Raw genomic sequence first — 8983 nt, forward strand, 5'->3', positions numbered from 1 at the left:
TGCTGAGCCGCCTGCGTTGCCGCTTTGCCGTCTCAGTGGTGGCGCATTATAGGGATCCGGATTTTTTGCACAACCCCTTTTTTCGATCTTTTTTATCGACTGGCGAGTTTTCACTCTTTTCGCTGCGATCGCGAGCGATCCGCGCAAAAATCAGCTTGTTTACCCGCACCGGAAGCCGCAGGCTAGCGGGAAACATCAGAAAAGGAGAAATAGAATGTCTGTAGCCCTGCGCCCTTATAAGCAACATATTCCCCACACCGGCGAACGTGTGATGGTGGATAGCAGCAGCGTGGTCGTTGGCGAAGTCGAGCTGGCTGATGATGTCAGCATCTGGCCACTGGTAGCAATCCGCGGTGACGTGAATAAAGTGGTGATTGGTAAACGCAGCAATATCCAGGATGGCAGCGTGCTGCACGTTACGCATAAATCCAGCAGTAATCCCGATGGCTTTCCATTGATCATCGGTGAAGACGTGACGGTGGGCCATAAAGCAATGCTGCACGGCTGCACCATTGGCAACCGCGTGCTGGTGGGTATGGGCTCGATCCTGCTGGATGGCGCGATCGTCGAAGATGAGGTGATGATTGGCGCCGGCAGCCTGGTGCCACCCGGTAAACGCCTGCAAAGCGGCTATCTCTATTTAGGCAGCCCGGTGAAGCAGATCCGGCCACTAACCGAAGCGGAAATAGCCGGACTGCTTTACTCCGCTAACAATTATGTCGGCTGGAAAGATGAATATCTGACTCAGGGCAGCCACAGCCAGCCCTGATCGTCGGCCTGCTCCGCCCGGAGCAGCTGCTCGGCCTCTTCCTCCAGATCCCAGCGATGCGCGCTAAACAGCGCCATCGCCTCTCCGGCACCAAAACGCTGCTGCAGCGCCGGCAGCGATATTGCGCAGGTCAGTCCCATACCATTCACTAAGACCGGGAACAGCACCGCCTGCCTGACTGCGTCCCAGCTTTCCCGATCGGGAAACTGGATAGCCTGATTCATGCCTGCATCGCCTGTTTAAGTTGATCGATGACCGGCGCGATCTCCGGCATAACGCCATGCCACAGCTGAAACGCATGCGCCGCCTGACCCACCAGCATGCCGAGTCCATCCGCCAGCTGCTGTGTGCCGTGCTGCTGGCACCACGCCAGAAATGGCGTCAGCCCCTGCTGATAAAACATGTCGTAACAGCGCACCTGCGCATCAATCAGCGTAACCGGCAGCGGCGGCACGTCGCCCGCTACGCCGCTGGAGGTGGCATTGATGATCAGATCAAAACGATCGCCGGCCAGTTGATCAAAACTCATCGCCTGGATCGCCCCACTGTGCTGGAAAAGCTCAGCCAGCTGTTGCGCGCGTTCTGCCGTGCGGTTAACCACCACCAGCGCGCAGCCCGTCGAGAGCAGCGGCAGGATCACCCCACGCGCCGCGCCGCCCGCACCCACCAGCAGAATGCGATCGCCCGGCCGGATCAGCTGCAGCCTTTGCAGATCGCTCAGCAGGCCGATGCCGTCCGTGTTATCACCCAGAATCGAACCATCGGCTCTCTTCTTTAAGGTATTTACCGCGCCGGATAATGCCGCGCGTTCGCTGAGCTCATCCGCGAACTCCCATGCCTGCTGTTTAAACGGCAGCGTAACATTGGCGCCTTTGCCACCGGCCGCAAAAAACGCCTCTATCGCCTGCGGGAACCCTTCCAGCGGTGCGCAGATGCGTCCGTAAGGATGTTCAATACCGGTCTGCTCAGCAAAAGCGGCGTGAATAAACGGAGATTTGCTGTGGGCGATGGGATGACCAAAAACGGCAAACTTTTCCATAATCAGCCCTGACGAATGAGTTCACCGCTGATGGCATCGCGGATTTCAGAAGGATTCAGGCGACCGCCGGTGGCCGCCTGCAACACCGGGAACTGCGAGCCAAACTGCTCTGCCACTTCGGCGGCGCTGCGGCACGGCGGCTGACCGGTTAAATTCGCGCTGGTTGAGACCAGCGGCTTGCCAAACCCGCGGCACAGCGCCTGAACCTGCGGATGATCGCTGACGCGAATCGCCAGCGAATCAAAGCGGCCGGTTAACCAGCGCGGCGTATGCGGCGAAGCAGGCACCACATAGGTGACCGGACCCGGCCAGCTGGCAAACATACGTTCGCGCTGCAGCACGGTGAGTTCGCGATCGGCAATATAAGGCTCGAGCTGCGCATAATCAGCGGCGATCAGGATCAGCCCCTTTTCTACCGGGCGCTGTTTCAGCTCCAGCAGGGCCATCACCGCGCTTTCGCTGTCCGGATCGCAGCCAAGGCCGAATACGGCTTCGGTAGGGTAAGCAATCACTTGCTGTTGCTGAAGTTGTTCGATGCAGAAGTCGAGGCTTCCGGGTGCATGCTGGCTCTGGTTCATGATCACTCTTCATCCTGGGCGATGGGCTTGCCGCAGCGTTTGCTGGCGCAGAAGCGCTTCATGCCCTGTGCGGTTTTCTTTTCTATTAATAACGGGAACTGGCAATGGGGGCAGACACCTTCCAGCGGCGTGGCGTTGATCGCGAACTGGCAGTCGGGATAACGATCGCAGGCGTGGAAGGTTTTGCCATAGCGTGAACGGCGCTGCACCAGCTTGCCGCTGGCGCACTGCGGGCAGGCAATTGCGGTTTCGTCCGGCTTATCGATGGTTTCCGTGTAATCACACTCCGGATAGTGGCTACAGCCGACAAACATGCCGAATCGCCCCTGGCGCAGCACTTTGTCCGCACCACACTGCGGGCAGGCATGGCCTTCCAGCACTTTGACAATATGGCCATCACCCTGACTTTTCAGCGGGCGGATATAGTCGCAGGTTGGATAATTCACACAGCCGAGAAAAGGCCCGTGTTTGCCGGCACGTATCACTAATTCTGCCCCGCAGGCGGGGCAGGGATCGTGTTTACGCACGGTAAATAGTGCTGGTTTACTCATATTACCGAATGCATTAATCGCAAATTAATGCAGCATACCTTCATTGACGTCGAATAACAGTTCTTCCATCTGCTGATAGGCATTTTCACACCCGGGGATGTTAAACAGCACCATCAGCACCACCCATTTGAGATCTTCCAGATCGAATTCCAGCGTATCAAGCGCCATAACCCGTTCGATGACCATTTCGCGCGTTTCCATATTCAGCACCTGGATTTGCTCCAGGAACAGAATAAAACCACGACACTCGGCATCTAAACGCTGGCTCTCTTCTTCCGTGTAGATTCGCATGGAGAGCGGATCGTTAGCCAGCAACACTGGCGCGACCAGGCCATCCTGATAATCCGCTAACCGCTCAAGCCAATTCAACGCATTGTAGATATCTTCACGATGAAAACCTGCATCGGTTAAATCATCGGTCAATTTATCCTGGTCAACGCGCATTTCAGCTTCGTTGTGGATATAGGTCTCAAACAAGTACATAAGTACGTCGAACATGGCATGCCCTCCTCAATCGGACATAGCCGCCGGGTACAGCTGCGATCCATCCTGCTAACTCCAGCTCCAGCAACTGGGCTGCGATAACTGGCACAGGTTGGCCGGCACGTTCAGCGACGACGTCAACAGGTGTAACCTCATCACCTACGTTAGCCAACACGCTGGGAAATGGCAATGGCACATCATCACTGAGTTGTGAATATATTGTTTCTGAGATGCTGGCCGGCAACCAATGCAGGGCAGAATGCAAATCCTCAAGGATATTGTTGGGATGCGCCACCAGCAGCGCCCCCTGCTGAATCAGCCAGTGCGTGCCTTCACAACCAGGGTTACCCAGCGCGCCAGGCAGCGCATACACGTTACGGTTTTGTTCCAGCGCATAGCGCGCCGTTACCAGCGAGCCGCTCTTCAGTGACGCTTCAACCACCAGCACGCCATGACTCAGGCCACTGATAATACGATTACGCCGCGGAAAATTTACCGCATGGGGCGCCATCGACAGCGGCAGTTCTGAAACCAGCGCGCCGCCGTTGGCGATAATCTCCTGTGCCAGCGGCTGATGGCTTTTCGGATAGAGATGATTCAGCCCGCTGCCCAGCACGGCCAGGGTTTTGCCCTGCACTTCCAGCGCGGCACGATGCGCCACGCCATCAATACCGCGCGCCAGCCCGCTGGTGATGGTCAAACCGCTTAGCGCCAGCTGCTGGGTAAACCAGCTGCCCCACTCTCTGCCATACGGTGAACAGTGACGACTGCCGACCACCGCCAGCTGCGGTGTCGCGAGTGCAGAGAGGTCACCCGCTATATAAAGGGCAGCCGGATAGCGGCTGATTTCCCGCAGCCGGGCGGGATAATGTGCATCGCTGCAGGCGATCAGATGATGTTGCGCCTGTTGCAGCCAGCGCTGCGTTTTTTCCAGCTGGCGTGGACAGAGGGCGAGAAACTGCTGCCGCTGCGTGTCGTCCAGCCCGTGCTGCTGCAGCCACGCGTCGTCAATGTGGCTGGCGGCCAGAAGCGCCATGATGAACTGACGGGCGCGCTCACCGCTTAAACCCCAGACGTAAGTCAGCCTGATAATCCTTTCACTGCGTTCCATGCTGCGCTCCCTGTCAGCCGTGCTCTGATGCGGCACAATGCTGTCAATCAGGCCCTAAAAAGTCTACAATATGAGGCAGTAATCTTTTCTTTAACGCATACAGATCTGGATATTTATGTCAGTTTTGCAGGTATTACATTTCCCTGACGATCGCCTTCGCAAAATTGCTGCACCCGTTGCGGCTGTGAATGCTGACGTTCAGCGTATTGTCGACGATATGTTTGAGACCATGTACGCCGAAGAAGGCATTGGTCTGGCGGCGACGCAGGTGGATATTCACCAGCGCATCATCGTGATTGATGTTTCTGAAAGCCGCGAAGAGCGCCTGGTGCTGATTAACCCGGAGCTGCTGGAAAAAAGCGGCGAAACCGGTATCGAAGAGGGTTGCCTGTCGATCCCGGAACAGCGGGCGTTTGTGCCGCGTGCCGAGCGGGTCAAAGTGCGCGCGCTGGATCGCGACGGTAACAGCTTCGAGCTGGAAACTGACGGTCTGCTGGCGATCTGCATTCAGCATGAGATCGACCATCTTGACGGTAAACTGTTTATTGATTATCTGTCGCCGCTGAAGCGTCAGCGTATTAAACAGAAACTGGAAAAACTGGCCCGCCAGAATGCGCGCGCATCCTGAGAGCGAACAGAAGGTTGAACTGTGTCTGCACCGTTAAAAATCATCTTTGCCGGTACTCCTGACTTCGCAGCGCGTCATCTCGACGCGCTGCTTGCTTCTGAGCATCAGGTGGTTGGCGTCTTTACTCAGCCCGACCGCCCTGCCGGACGTGGCAACAAACTCACGCCGGGCCCGGTAAAAGTGCTGGCTCAGGCGCATGATATTCCCGTGTTTCAGCCAAAGTCCCTGAAGCCGGAAGAGAATCAGCAGCTGGTTGCCGGGCTACAGGCCGATGTGATGGTGGTGGTCGCTTATGGTCTGATCCTGCCTCAGGCGGTGCTGACGATGCCGCGCCTTGGCTGCATCAACGTACACGGCTCGCTGCTGCCGCGCTGGCGCGGTGCGGCGCCGATTCAGCGCTCACTGTGGGCCGGCGATAACGAAACCGGTGTGACCATCATGCAGATGGACGTGGGTCTGGATACCGGCGATATGCTGCACAAAATAACCTGCCCGATTAATGCCGATGATACCAGCGCATCGCTGTACGACAAGCTGGCGCAACTGGGCCCGCAGGGGATGCTGACCACGCTCAGTCTGCTGGCCGCCGGCAGCGCGCAGCCCGAAGTGCAGGATGAGACCCTGGTAACTTACGCGGAAAAGCTCAGCAAAGAAGAGGCTCGTCTTGACTGGTCGCTCTCCGCTGTTCAGCTGGAACGGTGCATTCGCGCCTTCAATCCGTGGCCGGTGAGTTATTTCCTCATCGACGATCAGCCGGTCAAAGTCTGGCAGGCCAGCGTATTACCGCACCGCAGCGCCCAGCCGGGAGAAATTCTGCAGGCTGACAAACACGGCATCCAGATCGCGACCGCTGACGGCGTGCTGAATCTGCTCTCACTGCAGCCTGCCGGCAAAAAAGCCATGGCGGCGCAGGATCTGCTCAATTCGCGTCGTGAATGGTTTACACCCGGCACCGTTCTGGCCTGATTCTCCAGCCCGGTCTCCGCCGGGCTTTTTGTTTGATGAATGAATATGAAAAAAGCGACCAACCTGCGCAGCCTTGCCGCGCAACTGATTGAACGCGTGGTGGATAAAGGGGAATCGCTGAGCGCGATTCTGCCCGCTGCGCAAAAAACGCTGGCAAACAACGATGGCGCGCTGCTGCAGGAGTTGTGTTTTGGCGTGACGCGCACGCTGCCGCAGCTGGAAGCGTTGATTAATAAGCTGATGGCGCGGCCGTTAACCGGCAAACAGCGCGTACTGCACTATCTGATCATGGTGGGCCTGTATCAGCTGCTGTATACCCGCGTTCCGCCGCACGCCGCGCTGGCCGAAACCGTGGCCGGGGCTGAAGCACTGAAGCGGGCAAATCTGAAAGGCTTGCTTAACGGCGTGCTGCGTCAGTTCCAGCGCCAGCAGGACGCACTGCTGGCGGAGGTAAATCAGGGCCCGCAGCGCTACTGGCATCCGGGCTGGCTGCTGAAACGGCTGCAGACCGCGTGGCCAGAGCAGTGGCAGCAAATTGTGGAAGCAAACAATCAGCGACCGCCAATGTGGCTGCGCGTGAATCGTCAGCATCACAGCCGTGACGCCTGGTTGGCGTTATTAACCCAGCAGAATCAAAATGCGTTTAGTGCTGACGCGCCGGATGCGCTGCGTCTTGAAGCACCGGCTCCGGTCAGTCAGCTGCCAGGCTTTGAGCAGGGCTGGGTGACGGTGCAGGATCTCTCTGCTCAGCGTTGTGCCCTGCTGCTGGCGCCGGAAAACGGCGAAACCATTCTCGACCTGTGCGCTGCGCCCGGCGGCAAAACCACCCATATTCTCGAAATTGCGCCACAGGCCCGCGTGATGGCGGTGGATATCGATGCGCAGCGCCTGTCGCGCGTGACGGAAAACCTGCAGCGTCTGGGGATGCAGGCTGACGTGCGTCAGGGCGATGGCCGCACGCCAGCGGCCTGGTGCGACGAGCAGCAATTCGACCGCATCCTGCTGGATGCGCCCTGCTCGGCCACCGGCGTTATTCGACGCCATCCGGATATCAAATGGCTACGCCGCGATCGCGATATTGACGAACTCGCCGCGCTACAGCGTGAGATTCTGGCGGCCATCTGGCCGCGCCTGAAATCGGGCGGTACGCTGCTTTATGCCACCTGCTCAGTGCTGCCGCAGGAGAACCAGCAGCAGATCGAGGCTTTCCTCGCGACGCATGACGATGCGGTGCCGCAGGCATTGCCACAGGGGCAACTTAACGGCTGGCAGGTTTTCCCTGCCATCGATGGCGGCGACGGTTTCTTCTACGCTAAGCTGATGAAAAAATAGTGCAGCGCACAGTGACAAGAGCAACGTATCCATGAAAATTATTATCCTCGGCGCCGGCCAGGTGGGCGGCACGCTCGCTGAAAACCTGGTGGGCGAAAACAATGACATCACCGTGGTTGATAGCGATCCCTCACGCTTACGCGTGCTGCAGGATAAGTTTGACCTGCGCGTGGTGCAGGGCCATGGTTCGCACCCGCGCGTGTTGCGTGAAGCCGGCGCCGAAGATGCGGATATGCTGGTGGCGGTGACCAGCTCTGACGAAACCAACATGATTGCCTGTCAGATTGCTTACTCGCTGTTTAACACGCCAAACCGCATTGCCCGTATCCGCGCCGCCGATTATCTGCGCGATGCGGAAAAGCTGTTCGTGCCGGAAGCGGTACCCATCGACCATTTGATCTCGCCCGAACAGCTGGTGATCGACAACATCTATCGGCTGATTCAGTACCCTGGCGCGCTGCAGGTGGTGAATTTTGCCGAGGGCAAAGTCAGCCTGGCAGTGGTCAAAGCCTATTACGGCGGACCGCTGGTGGGCAATCCGCTGTCGATCCTGCGTGAACATATGCCGCATATCGATACCCGCGTAGCCGCCATTTTCCGTCAGGATCGCCCGATCCGCCCGCAGGGATCGACGATTGTCGAAGCTGGCGATGAAGTGTTTTTTATTGCCGCCAGTCAGCATATTCGTGCGGTGATGAGCGAGATGCAGCGGCTCGAAAAGCCCTATAAACGCATTATGCTGGTCGGCGGCGGCAATATCGGCTTTGGCCTGGCGCAACGGCTGGAGAAGCAGTACAGCGTTAAGCTGATTGAACGTAATCAGCAGCGCGCAGCTGAACTGGCTGAACATCTGCAGGATACCATCGTGTTCTATGGCGATGCCTCGGATCAGGAACTGCTGGCAGAAGAGCATGTCGATCAGGTCGATCTGTTTATCGCCGTCACCAACGACGATGAAGCCAATATCATGTCAGCGATGCTGGCCAAAAAAATGGGTGCGAAAAAGGTAATGGTGCTGATCCAGCGTCGCGCCTATGTCGATCTGGTGCAGGGCAGCGTGATCGATATTGCGATCTCACCGCAGCAGGCCACGATTTCTGCGCTGCTTGGCCACGTGCGCAAAGCCGATATTGTCGGCGTCTCTTCACTGCGCCGCGGTATTGCGGAAGCCATCGAGGCCATTGCCCACGGTGATGAAACCACTTCGCGCGTGGTCGGCCGCCTGATTGAAGATATTAAACTGCCGCCGGGCACAATTATCGGCGCGGTGGTGCGTGGTGATGACGTGATCATCGCCAATGATAATGTGCGTATTGAGCAAGGCGACCACGTGATCATGTTCCTCACCGACAAAAAGTTTGTTCCGGACGTTGAGCGTCTGTTCCAGCCGAGCCCGTTCTTCCTGTAACGGGTTGTGGTTGGGCTGCAGTGAGAATGATGTTTAATCCATTGTTATAATGGCAATTACATGAAGGTTTGTTAGACTTTAGCCATTGGCCAAGGCAAGGAGATAACAATGAGTTTAT

12 protein-coding genes are annotated in these 8983 nt (G+C 57.5%); 6 read left to right on the plus strand and 6 right to left on the minus strand.

Features of this window, described 5'->3' with window-relative positions; translation table 11 throughout:
* The coding region (locus QMM04_RS18440) for a hypothetical protein (RefSeq protein WP_241799003.1) at positions 1-224 on the plus strand (224 nt) is incomplete at its 5' end.
* On the plus strand, positions 215-769 hold the full coding sequence (locus tag QMM04_RS18445; RefSeq protein WP_058776575.1) for a gamma carbonic anhydrase family protein: 555 nt from the start codon (positions 215-217) through the stop codon (positions 767-769). The genes QMM04_RS18440 and QMM04_RS18445, both read left to right, overlap by 10 nt.
* On the opposite strand, the gene QMM04_RS18450 is transcribed toward QMM04_RS18445, so the two are convergent.
* From QMM04_RS18450 to dprA, 6 genes are read right to left on the minus strand one after another with little or no spacing between them, the layout of a single operon-like run.
* Positions 745-993: a DUF1488 domain-containing protein gene (locus QMM04_RS18450; RefSeq protein ID WP_058759902.1), complete on the minus strand. Its 249-nt coding sequence runs from the start codon at positions 991-993 to the stop codon at positions 745-747. The two genes, QMM04_RS18445 and QMM04_RS18450, sit on opposite strands and share 25 nt — an antisense overlap.
* Entirely contained in the window at positions 990-1808 is an 819-nt protein-coding gene (gene aroE, locus QMM04_RS18455) for a shikimate dehydrogenase (protein WP_058776574.1), read from the minus strand. The genes QMM04_RS18450 and aroE overlap by 4 nt, the downstream gene beginning before the upstream one ends.
* Before the next feature lie 2 nt (positions 1809-1810).
* Complete coding sequence (gene tsaC, locus QMM04_RS18460) at positions 1811-2386, minus strand: L-threonylcarbamoyladenylate synthase type 1 TsaC (RefSeq protein ID WP_104094137.1); 576 nt, start codon at positions 2384-2386, stop codon at positions 1811-1813.
* 2 nt (positions 2387-2388) lie between these two features.
* Positions 2389-2937 carry a type I DNA topoisomerase gene (locus QMM04_RS18465; protein WP_031279837.1) on the minus strand — a complete coding sequence of 183 codons (549 nt, stop codon included), beginning with the start codon at positions 2935-2937 and terminating at the stop codon, positions 2389-2391.
* A 24-nt stretch (positions 2938-2961) separates the two neighbouring features.
* Complete coding sequence (gene smg, locus QMM04_RS18470) at positions 2962-3435, minus strand: DUF494 family protein Smg (RefSeq protein WP_031279836.1); 474 nt, start codon at positions 3433-3435, stop codon at positions 2962-2964.
* Positions 3407-4531: a DNA-protecting protein DprA gene (dprA, locus tag QMM04_RS18475; RefSeq protein ID WP_211724940.1), complete on the minus strand. Its 1125-nt coding sequence runs from the start codon at positions 4529-4531 to the stop codon at positions 3407-3409. The genes smg and dprA overlap by 29 nt, the downstream gene beginning before the upstream one ends.
* A 115-nt stretch (positions 4532-4646) precedes the next feature.
* On the opposite strand from dprA, the gene def reads away from it, so the two are divergent.
* From def to trkA, 4 genes are read left to right on the plus strand one after another with little or no spacing between them, the layout of a single operon-like run.
* Positions 4647-5159, plus strand: coding sequence for a peptide deformylase (gene def / locus QMM04_RS18480; protein ID WP_021508231.1), 513 nt, complete (start codon positions 4647-4649; stop codon positions 5157-5159).
* 21 nt (positions 5160-5180) lie between these two features.
* A complete protein-coding gene (fmt, locus tag QMM04_RS18485) occupies positions 5181-6125 on the plus strand; it encodes a methionyl-tRNA formyltransferase (RefSeq protein ID WP_058759898.1) in 945 nt (314 codons plus the stop codon).
* Positions 6126-6170: 45 nt separating this feature from the next.
* Positions 6171-7457 (plus strand): 16S rRNA (cytosine(967)-C(5))-methyltransferase RsmB, encoded by a 1287-nt coding sequence (gene rsmB / locus QMM04_RS18490; protein WP_127834653.1) that lies wholly within the window; start codon positions 6171-6173, stop codon positions 7455-7457.
* A 31-nt stretch (positions 7458-7488) separates the two neighbouring features.
* Positions 7489-8865, plus strand: coding sequence for a Trk system potassium transporter TrkA (gene trkA / locus QMM04_RS18495; protein WP_021508228.1), 1377 nt, complete (start codon positions 7489-7491; stop codon positions 8863-8865).
* The last annotated feature ends 118 nt before the right edge of the window (positions 8866-8983 follow it).

This window comes from Pantoea sp. Pa-EAmG (assembly GCF_030024295.1).
Taxonomy (GTDB): domain Bacteria; phylum Pseudomonadota; class Gammaproteobacteria; order Enterobacterales; family Enterobacteriaceae; genus Pantoea; species Pantoea dispersa.

What these genes read in the sequence shown, in the direction of transcription:
- dprA (WP_211724940.1), bottom strand. Translation starts at nt 4,531, where the DNA reads ATGGAACGCAGTGAAAGGATTATCAGGCTGACTTACGTCTGGGGTTTA.
- def (WP_021508231.1), top strand. Translation starts at nt 4,647, where the DNA reads ATGTCAGTTTTGCAGGTATTACATTTCCCTGACGATCGCCTTCGCAAA.
- smg (WP_031279836.1), bottom strand. Translation starts at nt 3,435, where the DNA reads ATGTTCGACGTACTTATGTACTTGTTTGAGACCTATATCCACAACGAA.
- QMM04_RS18450 (WP_058759902.1), bottom strand. Translation starts at nt 993, where the DNA reads ATGAATCAGGCTATCCAGTTTCCCGATCGGGAAAGCTGGGACGCAGTC.
- trkA (WP_021508228.1), top strand. Translation starts at nt 7,489, where the DNA reads ATGAAAATTATTATCCTCGGCGCCGGCCAGGTGGGCGGCACGCTCGCT.
- rsmB (WP_127834653.1), top strand. Translation starts at nt 6,171, where the DNA reads ATGAAAAAAGCGACCAACCTGCGCAGCCTTGCCGCGCAACTGATTGAA.
- QMM04_RS18445 (WP_058776575.1), top strand. Translation starts at nt 215, where the DNA reads ATGTCTGTAGCCCTGCGCCCTTATAAGCAACATATTCCCCACACCGGC.
- QMM04_RS18465 (WP_031279837.1), bottom strand. Translation starts at nt 2,937, where the DNA reads ATGAGTAAACCAGCACTATTTACCGTGCGTAAACACGATCCCTGCCCC.
- tsaC (WP_104094137.1), bottom strand. Translation starts at nt 2,386, where the DNA reads ATGAACCAGAGCCAGCATGCACCCGGAAGCCTCGACTTCTGCATCGAA.
- aroE (WP_058776574.1), bottom strand. Translation starts at nt 1,808, where the DNA reads ATGGAAAAGTTTGCCGTTTTTGGTCATCCCATCGCCCACAGCAAATCT.